Source organism: Bradyrhizobium sp. GW821-FHT13H05, assembly GCF_058804065.1.
The window spans coordinates 459,038-472,778 of sequence record NZ_JBXAPO010000002.1; the positions used below are offsets into that span (position 1 = coordinate 459,038).

Genomic DNA, 13,741 nt, shown 5'->3' on the forward strand with positions numbered 1-13,741 from the left:
TCCTCCCCGCGCCTCACTGAACAGCTTGCAGCGGTTGCAGGCTGCCGGATGCGCCGAGCACCACCATCGGCGTGTCTTCCTTGTATTCCGGTGCGGCCGCGACCTGCGCCTTGGTCAATTCGAGCGTGATGCTGTCCTTCTTGTTGACGATCTTGCCGAACCGCATCGCATTCCAGTCCACCACGATCCTGCGGCTGCCGACGCCGAGGAAGCCGCCGAAATCGATCACGGCGGCGCGCACGTGCCCGCTTCGGTCGACGATGACATCGACGATGCGGCCCATGTCCTCGTTGGCGGCGCTGAGCACATCACGGCCAAGCACGCCGTGGGCGTCGCTCGCACCGATGATGGTCACCGACGGCGGCGGCGCGGCATCCTTCGGCGTGACGGGCACGGTGGAAGCCGGCGGCTGTACTGCTGCCGGCGCATTCGCCTCACTCGGGGGCGTCGTTGGGGCCGCTGGCTGCTCCTCCGCGGCACGTGATACAGCGACCGTCAATCCAGCGACGATCGTCAAGCTCAGCAGCAATGCTCCGATCGTACGCATAGACCCTCCTCGCAGGCACAGCTAGCGCGCCAGCACGATCGACACCTGGATCTGCCCGCGCGTGCGCAACACTTCCAGCGCCACGTCGTCGCCGTGACGGCTGACGCGCAGATCCACGCTGGATTCGCCGAGGCGCAGATCGCGCAGGATCACCTCGTTCAGAAAGGCCGGCAGATGCGGATTGCGCAGGCGGATCTCGCCGCGCGCCACGTCGAACTCGATACCCAGCGCCGCCTCCAGCAGCGTGAACGGCGTCGCGCTGGCCCAGGCCTGCGGCGCGCAGGCGACCGGGTACAGCGTCGGGCCGCGCCGCTTCTCGCGCCGGAAGCCGCAGAACAATTCGGGCAGCCGGCGCAGGTCCATATAGGTCGCAGCATCGAACAGGCCCTTGAACACATGCGCCACCGAATGCTTGAGGCCGTAGCGCGCGAGCCCAAGCGCGATCAGCGCGTTGTCGTGCGGCCAGATCGACCCGTCATGATAGGACATCGGGTTGTAGCGGACCTCGCCTCGCGCGACGGTGCGGATGCCCCAGCCCGAGAAGAAATGCGGCTGCATCAGGTCGGCGGCGACCAGACGCGCACGATCTTCCCGGATCATGCCGCTGAACAGCACCTGCCCGGCATTCGAGGTCCGCACCTTGCAGGGCCGCTTCCTGCCGTCGAGCGCCAGCGCATAGGTGCCGAGTTCCTCGCACCAGAACGCCTGTTCGAAGCGCTCGGCCAGCGCCTTGGCCTCGGCCTCGAGCTTGCGCACGCGGTCCGGCTTGCCGAGCCGCAGCGCGCACCGCGCCGCCAGCTGCTTGGCGGCGTAGACGTAGCCCTGGACTTCAGCGAGCGCGATATTGCCTTCGGCAAGCTGGCCGTCGGCATGGAAGATCGCGTCGTAGGAATCCTTCCAGCCTTGATTCGCCAGTCCCTTCTCCGTCGCGCGCTGGTATTCGACGAATCCGTCCTGATCGGGATCACCGGGGCCGTCGATCCAGGCCAGACCCGCCTCGATGGCCGGCCATAGCTCGATCAGCGTCGCCTCGTCGCCGGTGCGCTCGAAATAGCATCCGGCGAGCAGGACGAACAAGGCGGTGGAATCCACGCTGCCGTAATATTGCGAGAACGGCACCTCACCCAGCGCCGCCATCTCGCCGCCGCGCATCTCGTGCAGAATCTTTCCGGGCGCGGCATCGGCGAGCAGATTGATCGCCTTGGCCTGGAAATGCGCCAGGCGCCTGAGCACGCCCTTGGCGACGCGCGGATCGACCCAGAGCATCTGGAGCGCCGTGATCAGCCCGTCGCGGCCGAACGTCGTCGAGTACCAGGGAATGCCGGCATAGGGATAGCGGCCCTGCGGCGTCTCCGTCATCAGCATGTTGAGGTCGGCCATGGCCTGGCACAGCACCTCATTGAAGATGTTGTTGGAGGTCTCGATGCTGGCGGCGCCCTTGGTCGACTGCCGCATCTCGCGGCGATGGGCAAGCAGGCCCCTGAAAAACCGCGCCGGCCTCTCTTCGACCGGCCGGTTGCAGGACGCAGCCACGAACAGCGACTTTGACTCGTGCGGGTCCAGCTCGAGTTGCCATGTCGCCGCATTCACCGAGAGCCGCGTCGGACGTGGGTCGAAATGCAGGCCCGTCGTGCGCTCGGCATTGTCGAGGCCGCGATATTCGAACCGCACGTCAGTCGGACCGAGCAGCTTGCTCGTGCCGGTGCCGCGGCGCGGGCGCCGTTCGCCCCGGACCTCGAACAGATCGGCAAAATCGTTGTCGAACAGCAGCGTCAGCTCGAAGCTGGCCGGCCGATCACCGTGGTTCTGCACGCCGATGCGCTGATAGGCCGTGCCGCGCCACAGGAAGATCGTGCGCACGATGTGCAGCAGATCCTTCTGGAGCACGAGACTGCCCTGGCGGTAGATGTCGGGATTGGTGAGATCGACGGTCAGCGCGGAATTGTCGTCGCGCATATTGGAGCCGAGCAACAGCGGCTGCAGATCATTCAGCACGAGCTCGAGCCGGGCCAGGTAGCGCGTATCGTAGTTGAACAGGCCATCCGGCCCGCCGGCAGAGGCGCCGATGTCGCCATGGCTGTCCAGCACGATGAAGGTGTCGTCATGCTTGAGCGACCGCCGCGGCCGCGCCGCGGGACCGGTCATCGGGATGTAGAACGGCTGCTCCGCGACCTGTTCCACGGTGCGCGCAACAGAGGCGAATTTGGTTACGACCTCAGCCATAGGCTGCTCCCCTGCGTTTCGTTTCGGAACGCAATCAACGCGAACGCCACTGCTGGATTTACGCGGCCGCTTGCGCGAGCCGGCTCATTTCCTGCGTCACCAGCTCACGGTAAGGCCCGTGGCCCTGCATCAGCCGATCGGGCGCGCCGTCCTCGATGATCTTGCCGGCCCTCAGCACGACGACGCGGTCGAAATTGCGCAGCGTCGCGAGGCGATGCGCAATCGCGATCACCGTGCGACCACGCATCAAGCGTGACAGCGCCTCGCGGATCGCCTCCTCGGACTCGCTGTCGAGCGCCGCGGTGGCCTCGTCCAGCAGCAGGATCGGCGCGTCCTTCAGGAAGGCGCGCGCGATCGCGATGCGCTGTCGCTGGCCGCCGGACATTTTGACACCGCGGTCGCCGACCATGGTGTCGAGACCTTCCGGCAGGCTGTCGATGAAGTCGCAGCGCGCCGCAATCGCCGCGCGCAGCACCTCGTCGTCGGTCGCGTTCGGCCGGCCGTAGCGGATGTTCTCACGAATGGAGCGATGGAACAAGGAAATGTCCTGCGGCACGACCGAAATCGCCTCGCGCAGGCTCAGCTGGGTCACCATCGCGATGTCCTGGCCGTCGACGGTCACGCTGCCCTCGTCGGGATCGTAGAAACGCTGAAGCAGCGTGAACAGCGTCGATTTGCCGCCGCCGGACTGGCCGACCAGGCCGACGCGCTGGCCGGGCTGGAGCCGCAGGCTGAACCGTTCAAAGATCTTCTCGCCGCCGGGATAGCCGAAGGTCACGTTGTTGAACGCAATCGCGGCGCCGCTCTTCACCAGCGGTTCGGCCTCGGGGTGGTCGCGCAGTTCATGCGGCACCAGCAGCGTCGCAATGGCCTCGGTCAGGCGCGCGACGTGCTGGGTAACATCCACCAGTGCGACGGCGAGATCGCGGGTGGCGCTCAGGATCGAGATGCCGAGCGTACAGACCAGCACGACGTCGCCGGTGGTCGCCTCGCCCTGCTGCCACAGCGTGACCGCCCAGGCCATCAGCCCGACCGTCAACAGCACCGTCACGGCGGCGTGCAGCAGGCGCAGCTTCTCCAGATAACGCAGGCTGCGGCTTCTTGCGGTGAGCTCCCGGTTCACGGTCGCGTCGAACCGCTCGTGCTCGTGGCCGATGCCGCAGAAGGCGCGGACCAGCGGCATGTTGCTGATGACGTCGATCATCTCGCCGTCGACGACAGCGGCCTTGTCGGCGAAATCATCATGCAGCGGCTTGCCGGCCGCAGCCAGACGGAACATCGCGATCACCATGCCGCCGGCGATCACGGTCAGGCCGAGCGCCATATAGGGGCTGACGGTTCCAATCAGCGCGATGGCCGCAACCGTGGCGATGCACGGCGGCAACACGTTCCAGACGAACATGTTCTCGACCGTGAACACGGCATTGGATGTGGCGGTAATGCGGCTGGTCAGCATGCCCGGCATCCGATCGGAGAAATAGCTCGGTGCATGCCCGGTCAGATGGCGAAAAATGTCACGGCGTAGATCGCCAGTGACCCGAACGAAGGTGAAACTCGCCGTCCAGCTCGCGATCCGCCACAAGAAGTTGTCGGCGGCGATCAGCGACATGAGCAGAATGAATGCCAGCCATACGCCACCACCATGCGATGTTCCCGCCGACAGACTGTCGACCAGGGATTTGACGCCATACTGCGTGCCCACGGAGCAGGCAACGGCTGCAACGACAGCGCCCAGGATCACGAGATGCGATGCCAAACGGCGCCGGAGATAGCGCAAGACAAAGGCAAATGGCCTGCGCGCGTATCCAGAGAGATGATCCATGTGGCTGCGACCCCGTTATGATTCCAGTTTTCTTAGCTGTCGACTGAACATCGACCGCTTCGCCTCGGTTCCCGGGCAAAGTCATCACGACATGCGGATGCGGGCGATCTGAGTTGAGGTGATGGCAGCATCGCGACCAAACCCGAGAGCCGAACATGTGTGTCGAAGAAGTAACGTTCATTGAAGGAACTTCGCAATTGCGAGAACGTTCCCTCGACTGGCATGCCGGTGCCGTGACACGGCGGGGGTTTTTGACTTCCATGTTCGCACAGAGGAGAAGGTGAGATGCGCATCGCGCAGGTAGCTCCGTTGACCGAGGCTGTTCCACCCAAGCTGTATGGCGGCACCGAGCGGGTGGTGCACTGGTTGACGGAGGAGTTGGTTGCCCTTGGGCACGACGTAACGCTGTTCGCCAGCGGCGATTCGCAAACGTCGGCAAAACTGGACGCAACCTGGCCACGGGCACTTCGCCTCGACGGTTCCGTACGCGATCCCAATGCGCTGCATATGGTGATGCTGGAGCGCGTGCGGCAGAAATGTGACGACGAGGAGTTCGACTTCCTCCACTTCCATCTCGACTATTATCCGTGGTCGCTGTTCTACCGGCAGCCGACGCCGTTCCTGACCACGCTGCACGGCCGGCTCGACCTGCCGGAGCATCAGCCTGTGTTCAACACCTTCTCCAAGGTCCCCGTGATCTCGATCTCGAATGCGCAGCGGCGTCCGGTGCCGCAGGCAAACTGGGTGAGGACGATCCATCACGGCCTGCCGGAGAATCTGCTGATGCCGAAACCGGCGAAACAGGAATATCTCGCCGTGCTCGGCCGCATCGCGCCGGAGAAAGGCGTCGATCGCGCCATCAAGATCGCGATGCATTGCGGCATCCCGCTGAAGATCGCCGCCAAGGTCGATCGCGCCGACCAGGACTATTATGACGAGCTGATCAAGCCGATGATCGCAGGCAATCCGCTGGTGGACTTCATCGGCGAGATCGGCGACCACGAGAAATCGGATTTCCTGAGCGGCGCACTCGGCTTGCTGCTGCCGATCGACTGGCCGGAGCCGTTCGGCCTCGTGATGATCGAAGCCATGGCCTGCGGCACGCCGGTGATCGCCTTCAACCGCGGCTCGGTGCCCGAGATCATCGACGAGGGCCTGACCGGCTTCGTGGTCGAGGACGTCATCAGCGCCGCCGGCGTCGTCAAACGCCTGCCGCAGCTGAACCGCGACGCGATCCGCAAGCAGTTCGAGCAACGCTTCACCGCGCGGCGGATGGCACTCGACTATCTCGCGGCCTATCGCAGCCTCACGGAAGCGCAGGCGCCACGGATCAAGCTGGTGAGCAGCGCGGAGTAAGGGCCGCTGTCGCCTCACGTCACACTGTCATGCCCCGCGAAAGCGGGGCATCCAGTACGCTGCAGCTCATCGGCTCCGCACTGCTGGCACGGCGTACTGGATCGCCCGGTCAAGCCGGGCGATGACAGCGAGTTTGTGGCGCCCCGCTCGCAATGACGACGGGGCTGTCAGCGTGCCCTACACCACCATCGCCCGTTTCGGCTCGACAATCTCGAACATCCGCGGAAACTCGTCCATCAGCCCCATCAGCTCGGCGAGCTTCATCGGGTTGCCGGACAGCTTGACCTTGCCGGCGGCGACGGCTTCCGGAAAACTCGTCAGCTTCGCGATCACCTCGTCGAGCGTTGCGCGTGCCAGCGTGAAGCTGGCATCGGCGCCTTCCGCCTGCACGCCCTCGGTATAGGTCAGCGCGCAGTTCTCCAGATTGAGCACGAACGTCTCGCCCGTGTCCGAAAAACTCCAGTTCAGCACGATATGCTTGCCTTCCGCCTTCGGTCCATTGAGACGAATGCCGAGCACGTCCCAGAGTTGTGAAGTGCGCAGTGCCGCCAGCGTCTCGCGCGGCATCGGCGGACGCGGCGGTGTCTTCGGCATGCCCTGGCGCAGCTCCTGGGCGCCGAACAGATAGGCGTTGCGCCAGGTCGAGCTCTCGGCGGCATAGCCGAGCTGCTCCAGCGTATCCGCCAGCAGGTGACGTGCCGCCGCATTGTCAGGCTCGGCAAAGACGAGATGGCCGAGCGCCTGCGCGACGAAACGAAACTCGCCCTTGTCGAAGTCCGCAACGGCCCGCGCGAGGATGGCCTCGGCGCCGCCCATATACTCGACATATTTCTTGCCCGACTCGACCGGCGGCAACGGATCGAGATTGACCGGATTGGCGTCGTACCATCCCAGATATTTCTGGTAGATCGCCTTCACATTGTGCCTGATATGGCCGTAATAGCCGCGGCCGTGCCAGGCGCCCTCCAGGCTCTTCGGCAGCTGAATGGTCTCCGCGATCTCGGCGGCGGTCAGACCGTGGTTCATCAGGCGAATGGTCTGGTCATGCGCGAATTTGTAGAGATCGCGCTGCTGCCGGATCATGGTGCCGATCCGCTCGCGTCCCCACACCGGCCAGTGATGCTGGCCGCACATCGCCTCCGCCTTGCCGTCCCAGAGCTGCAAGGCCTCGTTGAGGTACTTCGACCAGGCCAGCGAGTCGCGCACATCGGCGCCGCGGAACGGCAGCAGATTGTGGAAATTGTGGGTGCAGTTCTCGGCGAGGTTCAACAGTCTGTAGCGCGGGATGAAGAAATGCATCTCCGCCGGCGCCTCGCTGTTCGGCGCCATCTGAAATTCGAATGCGACGCCGTCGATGACGCGCCTGTCGCCGGTCGCCATGATCAGATCGGTCGGCCGCAGCAGCGCAACGCCGCCTGCCGCCATCGACTTGCCGAGCCCGTTGTCGACCTGCCCTCGCACGCCCTTCGCAAGGAACGGGCCGAATTGATATTGCGCCCGGCGCAGCATCGCGGGCCCCGCGATGATGTTCTCGGAGACGGCGTGCTCCATGAACAGGTTCGGCGCGATGATCGGCACCCGGCCGGTGGCGAGTGCGTCTTCCTCCAGCACGCCGCGCGCGCCGCCCCAATGATCGGTGTGCGTATGGGTGAAGATGACGGCTGCGACCGGCCGCAGCCCCCGGTGCTTGAAGTAAAGATCGAGCGCGGCGCGCGCGCCTTCGATCGAGGTCAGGGTGTCCACGACAATGACGCCACTGTCGCCCTCGATCAGCGTCATGTTGGCGATGTCGAGCCCGCGCACCTGGTAGACGCCGGGCACCACCTCGAACAGGCCATGATGCATATTGAGCCGCGCCTGCCGCCACAGGCTGGGATTGACCGTGGGCGGCGCCTGCTCGGCAGAGAGGAAACCGTAAGGCTTCAGGCTCCAGACCGTCCGCCCCTGCGGATTGCTGATCTCTGCGTTGTCGATCGTGCCGAGAAAGCCGCGCGCGGCATCGTCGAAATCCCGCGTGTCGGAAAACGGCAGCGCATTCAGCATGGCGTCCTGCTGCGCGATGACGGATGGCGTTGCGTCCTTGGGCGCGTCGGCTGCTTCGGTGCTGTTCATAAGGCTCCTCCCCGGCTCGTCTTCTGGGGAGGCATCTAACCGCATCTGGGGTGCGGTTCCAACCGCTGCTTAAGCGGCCAGCCCTTCGGAAACAATCTGGCCCGATGCGATCGTGTCCGCCATCCGCAATTCACGGGCCAGCACATAGCCGCCGCGATGCTGCTTGGCGCGGTACAGCGCCTTGTCGGAGCGCGACAACAGCGCCTCCGCGGTGCGGCCATCGTCCGGTGCGACGGCGACGCCGACGCTGACGCCAAGCTCGATCATTTGTCCGTCGATATCATAGGGCGCGCTGATCGACTGCACGATGCACTGCGCTATCACTTCCGCGTCGATCGCCGCGCGCTGGACCAGGACGAACTCGTCGCCGCCCATCCGGACCACGAGGTCCTCGGCCGCGGCGATCGCCCTGAGCCGCCCGGCGACCTGCTTGAGCAGCGCGTCGCCGACGGGATGGCCGAACCGGTCGTTGGCTTCCTTGAAACGGTCGAGATCGAGCGTGTGGACGGCGAGCGTCCCGGCTGCGAGCATCGCGGGCAAATCCGTCGCCAGCACCGCACGATTGGACACGCCGGTCATCGGGTCCAAGCGCGCAAGCTGCTCGAACTGCCGCTTCAGCGTGATCTGGTTGATCGAGGCGTTGAAGCTCAGCCGCACCATCTCGAAGCTCGCGGCCACGTACATCAGGATGAGGAGCCCGAGCCCGACATGACGCAGATCAGGCTGCATGAAAGTGACGATTGCAGCGGGCGCGGCGATGGCGACGAGATCGAGCAGCGCCGCGACGGGGCGCAACGCCAGCCGCGCCACCACGCCGGCGCCAAAGCCGAATCCGATACCGATCGCCATCACGGAGCAGAGCGCATCACCCAGCACGATGCTGCGCGCGGCAAATACACCAAGCACGAGGGCCGTCGCAACGGTGCCGGCAACATAACGCCGCTCCCAGAGCACGGCTTCGGCCCGACCGAGTTGCGGGGGACGCGCGAGGCGACGACGAAATGCAAGAATTTCGAACAGGCGGACGATAGCCACCACGACACCGGCGACGGTCAGGACTGCCGTCACCATGTCGCCGGTCTCGTAAGTCGTGATCGCGCCGACCATCACCTGGCAGGCGGCCGCGAGAACGGTCGGCATCGTCGTGCCGTGAAGGCCCGTGATGACTTCCATGTAGACAGCGTCGGAAATCGACGCCCGTCCGGTTTCCATTCTGTTGAACAACATGCCAGCCCCATCCGCTGGCATGGTCCTACCGCACATCCGTAAAAATGCGTGCATCGCAACGTGATGGCATTTGAGCGCGCGGGTTTACCGCGCGTTAGCCATATGTGGCCCGACAATCCGGTGGACGTCCGTAGCCCGGATGGAGCGAAGCGCAATCCGGGGCGGTCTCTCCTCGCGCGAAGACCCGGATTACGCTTGCGCTCCATCCGGGCTACGCACCGTCTGCGCGGACGCTAATGCATCCCCAGCACCCGCGGCAGCCACAGCGTCAGATCGGGCCAGTAGGTCACGATGACGAGGAAGCCGAGCATGGTGATCAGCCACGGCAGCACCGCGACCGCGAGCTCGGTTATTCGCATGCGCGCGATCATCGAGGCGACGTAGAGATTCAATCCGACAGGCGGATGGCAGAGGCCGACCTCCATGTTGACGTCCATCACGATGCCGAAATGGACGAGGTCGATGCCGAGCTTCTTGGCCGCGGGCGCCAGGATCGGGGCCATGATCAGGATGATCGAGTTCGGCTCCATGAAATTGCCGGCGAGCAGCAAGAGGATATTGACCACGAACAGGAAGCCGACCCAACCGAGGTTCTGCGCCGCGATCCAGTCCGCGAGCGCCGACGGCAGGTTCTCGTTGGAGAGCACGAAGGAGAACAGCACCGCGTTGGTGACGATGTAGAGCAGCATCGCGCTGGTGTTGGCGGCACGGAGCAGCACCCGCGGCACGTCCACCATCTTGATCGCCTTGTAGACGAACACCGCTATGACAAAGGAGTAGACCGCGGCCATCGCCGCCGCCTCGGTCGCGGTGAACAGGCCGCTATAGATGCCGCCGATGATGATGACGACCAGCATCAATCCCCAGATGCTCTCGCGGAAGGCGTGGAGCGTTTCACCCCAGCTCGCCTTCTGCATCCGCGGATAGTCGCGCTTGCGGGCGAGCCACCAGGTGACGATGCAGAGCATCGTCGTCAGCAGCATGCCGGGCAAGAGGCCCGCGACGAACAGCGCCCCGATCGAGGTGTTGGTGGAGACCGCGTAGACGATCTTCGGGATCGACGGCAGCATCAGGATGCCGAGCGAGCCGGCGACCGTGATGATGCCGGCGCCGAAATGCATGGGATAGCCGTGGCGGACCATCTCCGGCAGCACGATGGCGCCGATCGCGGCAACGGTCGCAACGCTCGAGCCGCAGACCAGCGCGAACATCGCGCAGGCGACGATGCCGGCAAGACCGAGACCGCCATGCCAGTGGCCGATCAGCGAGGTCGCGAAGTTGATCATGCGACGCGCGACGCCGCCATGGGTGAGGAAATTGCCGGCGAGGATGAAGAACGGGATCGCCATGATCTCGAAGCCCTCGATGCCCGTGAAGAGCTTCATCGAGACCGCCTCGATCGGCACCGTGGTCAGCGTGAACAGGAACGTCATCACGGTGAGGCCGAGCGCGATCGAGACCGGGATGCCGGTCAGCATCAGCGCGATCAGCAGCGCAAACACGGTCGCAGCCCGCATCCAGTGCGGCAGCATCAGCACGCCGAATTTCTCGGCGAGACACATGGTGAAGATCAGGACCGGCGCCATGATCAGGATCACGCCCAGCGGCGACACTTTTCGCGCCGCAGCCTTGGTCGCGGCGCCGGCGGGCTGCGGGTGCAGCGCCGGCGAGACGTCGGCCTCCACGCCCTCGACACGGGTTTCGTCGTGATGCGGCAGCTCGCCGGTCCAGTAGTAGAACCAGGAGACCTGGAGGAAGCGGAAGCACATCAGGCCCGAGCCGAGCGGGATCGCCAGATAGACGAACCACATCGGCGCTTCCAGATCGTTGGACTGCTGGCCGGTCTTGAACATCTCGGCGACAAAGGAGGCGCCGAACGCGGCGATCATGCCGGTGAACAACGCGCCGCACAGCAGCGCGAACAGAATCACATGCTTGCGGGAATGTTCGGGCAGGCGGTTGACGAGCAGGTCGACGCCGACATGGATGCCGGTGCGCACGCCATAGGCCGCGCCGAACTTCGCCATCCAGATGAACATGTAGATGCAGAGTTCCTGTGCCCAGGACAGGTCGAGCTCGGACAGGAAGGTGAACACCGCCATCGACAGCGTCGCGAGCCAGCTCATCCCGTGTGCGGCCGCCCATCGCGACAGGACGATCGACTCGCCGGCCCCATAGCGATGCAAAACGGCAATGAAGATCAGGCCGGTTGCAGCCGCAATGAGCGTCGCGATCAACCATTCTTCGAGATGGTTGAGCGCCTGATTGAGCACGCGAAGCAAGTCAAAGCCCCCCTATCGATGCGAAACGGTCGGGAGTGCGCACACTCCCGACCGTTCGTATTATTCTCCTGACAACGCGTCAGTTCATCTTGACGTCGAGTTCCTTGGCGACGAGATCGAGCACTTCCTGCCCGACCCGCCCCTTGGCCCAAGTGTAAGTCGGCCGCATCGCTTCCTGCCATGCCTTGCGGTCGGCGTCAGTCAGATAATGCAGCGTGGTCTTGCCTGCCTTCTTGATCTCGGCCAGCGCGTCCTCGTTCTCCTGGTGCGCGATCAGGTTGGTGTAGTCGGTCGCCTCGTTCATCGCCTTCTCGAGCTGGGCGCGGATGTCGGGCGGCAGGCCGGACCAGAATTTCGAGTTGACGATGACGGCATATTGCAGATGCGCGTGATAGGACACGGTAATGTCCTTCTGCACCTCGTAGAATTTCTGCGTCAGATAGTTCGATGCGGTGTTCTCGCAGCCGTCGACCACGCCGGTCTGCAGCGCCTGGTAGACCTCCGAGAACGCCATGATCTGCGGGATCGAGCCCATCAGGCGGAAATACTGGTCCGCGATCTTGGATCCGGAGATGCGGAATTTCAGGCCCTTGAAATCCTCCGGCTTCATCAACGCGCGGTTCGACGACACCATGTGGAAGCCATTGTCCCAGTAAGCGAGCCCGGTGATGCCCTTGGACTCCAGCTTCTGGAACAGCCATTTTCCGATGGTGCCCTTCATCGCGCTGGAATAGGTCGCGTCGTCCTTGAACAGCCAGGGCAAATCGAGCGCCTCGAATTCCTTGATGCCGAGCGGCGCGAATTTCGCGGTCGAGGGCGCCAGCATCTGCACCGAGCCGAGCTGGAGCGCCTCGATCTCCTCCTTGTCCTTGTAGAGCGAGGAGTTCGGATAGATCTCGATCCTGACCTTGCCGTCGGTGTACTTCTCGGCAAGTTCCTTGAACTTCAGCGCGCCCTTGCCTTTCGGCGTGTCGTTGGCGACGACGTGGCTGAATTTGATGACGATCGGATTCTGAGCTTGGGCGACGGCAGGAGCGAGAGCGAATGCGGCCGCAGCGACCGCGAGAAGCAGTTTGCGCATGAAGGACCTCCCCAATAACCCCTGAAAACCGGGTCTTTTTTGTTTTACGCCGTCAGTAGTGGCAGCAATCCGCCACCCGAACAACTAGACCTAAGCCCAATTTGCCGCAGCCAAGCTATCTTGACGGCTGTTGGGGGCGCAACCCGGCACCCGCTCTCCTCCCGGAAGCGAGCGCTTATGTCGCATTGCGATAGTCGCATCAGCCCTTGCGCTGGGCGACCATGAACAGCCGCCGGAACGGGAACAGCGTCTGCCCCGCCGCATTCTTCGGATAGGCCTTCGCAACTCGCATCCCATAGGCCGCTTCGAAGGCCGCCTTCTCCTCGCCCTCGAGGATGTCGAGATAGCGCGTCAGCCAGGTCCCCTTGGTCCATTCCTTCACGGGGTTCTCGCCCTCGAGCACCTGGAGGTATTCGGTCTCCCAGATGTCGATGTTCTGGGACAAGGGCAAAAGGAGATCGTGATAGAAGGCCGGCCCCTCCACCGGCGGTGGGGTGACGAGATGCTCGACCTTGGACCGCCAGGGTCCATTCAGCGCGGTCTCGCCGATCAGGACATGCGAGGGCGCCAGGAAGTTGCGTGGCATCTGCACCGCGAGCATGCCGCCAGGCACGACCTTCTCCATCACCGACGGGAAGAGTGCCGCATGATTGGGCAGCCAGTGCAGTGCGGCATTGGAATAGATCAAATCATAGGGCTTGGCAGGACGCCACTGGCCGAGGTCCTCATGGGACCATTCCACCTCCGGCGCGGCCTTGCGGCCCGCGGCGACCATCTCGGCCGAACCCTCGACGCCGGTCACGGTCGCGGTCGGCCAGCGCTCCTTGATCAGCTTGGTCACGTTGCCGGCCCCTGCCCCGAGATCGGCGATCTCGCGCGGGGCGAAATCCGGAATGCGCATCAAGAGGTCGACGGCCGGTCGGAGCCGGTGGCCGGAGAACTTCAGATATTGCTGCGGATCCCAGACCATCGCGCGACGCCTTCTCTTTTTCGTGTTTCCTTCAACGTGGCTCTTGGTTACCACTGCTCGTCCCGCTCAGGCAATTCGAGAAAGCCGGCGGGACGGGCAGGAAACGAACACCAAACGAACC

At 64.2% G+C, this 13,741-nt stretch carries 9 protein-coding genes and 1 pseudogene; 1 reads left to right on the forward strand and 9 read right to left on the reverse strand.

The window, feature by feature from the left end:
• Positions 1-13: 13 nt before the first annotated feature.
• From AC1RR3_RS06565 to AC1RR3_RS06575, 3 genes are read right to left on the reverse strand one after another with little or no spacing between them, the layout of a single operon-like run.
• The gene (locus tag AC1RR3_RS06565) at positions 14-547 is read right to left on the reverse strand and encodes a PRC-barrel domain-containing protein (RefSeq protein WP_492820570.1); all 534 of its coding nucleotides are present in this window, start codon (positions 545-547) and stop codon (positions 14-16) included.
• A 21-nt stretch (positions 548-568) separates the two neighbouring features.
• Complete coding sequence (locus tag AC1RR3_RS06570; protein WP_492820572.1) at positions 569-2,770, reverse strand: amylo-alpha-1,6-glucosidase; 2,202 nt, start codon at positions 2,768-2,770, stop codon at positions 569-571.
• A 58-nt stretch (positions 2,771-2,828) separates the two neighbouring features.
• Positions 2,829-4,592: an ABC transporter ATP-binding protein gene (locus tag AC1RR3_RS06575; protein WP_492820574.1), complete on the reverse strand. Its 1,764-nt coding sequence runs from the start codon at positions 4,590-4,592 to the stop codon at positions 2,829-2,831.
• A 285-nt stretch (positions 4,593-4,877) separates the two neighbouring features.
• On the opposite strand from AC1RR3_RS06575, the gene AC1RR3_RS06580 reads away from it, so the two are divergent.
• A complete protein-coding gene (locus AC1RR3_RS06580) occupies positions 4,878-5,948 on the forward strand; it encodes a glycosyltransferase family 4 protein (RefSeq protein ID WP_492820576.1) in 1,071 nt (356 codons plus the stop codon).
• A gap of 177 nt (positions 5,949-6,125) precedes the next feature.
• Here AC1RR3_RS06580 and AC1RR3_RS06585 read toward each other — a convergent pair whose 3' ends face one another.
• The 6 genes and pseudogenes from AC1RR3_RS06585 to AC1RR3_RS06610 form a co-directional block, all read right to left on the reverse strand.
• Positions 6,126-8,060: an alkyl/aryl-sulfatase gene (locus AC1RR3_RS06585; RefSeq protein ID WP_492820578.1), complete on the reverse strand. Its 1,935-nt coding sequence runs from the start codon at positions 8,058-8,060 to the stop codon at positions 6,126-6,128.
• Between the two features lie 69 nt (positions 8,061-8,129).
• Positions 8,130-9,287, reverse strand: a complete 1,158-nt coding sequence (locus AC1RR3_RS06590) for a diguanylate cyclase domain-containing protein (RefSeq protein ID WP_492820580.1) — start codon at positions 9,285-9,287, stop codon at positions 8,130-8,132.
• 233 nt (positions 9,288-9,520) lie between these two features.
• Positions 9,521-10,804, reverse strand: coding sequence for a TRAP transporter large permease (locus AC1RR3_RS06595; RefSeq protein ID WP_492821419.1), 1,284 nt, complete (start codon positions 10,802-10,804; stop codon positions 9,521-9,523).
• A gap of 243 nt (positions 10,805-11,047) precedes the next feature.
• Positions 11,048-11,413 (reverse strand): annotated as a pseudogene (locus AC1RR3_RS06600) (TRAP transporter small permease); the annotation flags it as partial.
• Positions 11,414-11,648: 235 nt separating this feature from the next.
• The gene (locus AC1RR3_RS06605) at positions 11,649-12,650 is read right to left on the reverse strand and encodes a DctP family TRAP transporter solute-binding subunit (protein WP_492820582.1); all 1,002 of its coding nucleotides are present in this window, start codon (positions 12,648-12,650) and stop codon (positions 11,649-11,651) included.
• Between the two features lie 199 nt (positions 12,651-12,849).
• Entirely contained in the window at positions 12,850-13,620 is a 771-nt protein-coding gene (locus AC1RR3_RS06610; RefSeq protein WP_492820584.1) for a methyltransferase domain-containing protein, read from the reverse strand.
• Between the last annotated feature and the right edge of the window lie 121 nt (positions 13,621-13,741).